Source organism: Alcanivorax sp. HI0044 (assembly GCF_001634945.1).
In genome coordinates this window covers 1-288 of record NZ_LWEZ01001067.1, presented here as the reverse complement: position 1 = coordinate 288, position 288 = coordinate 1, and the positions used below count along the sequence as shown (strand labels likewise).

General features: G+C 45.1%; 1 protein-coding gene. It reads right to left on the bottom strand.

All coding sequences use genetic code 11. The features are described 5' to 3' along the window. On the bottom strand, positions 1 to 268 hold a 268-nt coding region (locus A3730_RS12795; RefSeq protein WP_231883950.1), incomplete at its 3' end, for a HupE/UreJ family protein. Between the last annotated feature and the right edge of the window lie 20 nt (positions 269 to 288).

The following is a 288-nucleotide window of genomic DNA, read 5'->3' as shown; positions in this document are numbered from 1 at the left end:
CGAAAACCATCCACATTAAGTTTGGTGACTTCATCTTCAGATAAGTCTTGAAACCGCCAAGGTTATCAAACGCCTTATAGCAGACAGTCAGAGCGATAACCGCATCCACTAAGTAGTAATTCGCCTGAATACTATAGAGGGTGGCAAACACCAGAGTAATCGAGTGGCCAATGGAAAACGCGGTTATAAAACGAACAATGTCACTGAAGCGGGTCAGAAAGAACACCACGCCGAACAGAAACAGTAAATGGTCATAGCCTGTGACCATGTGCATCGCTCCAAGCTCAA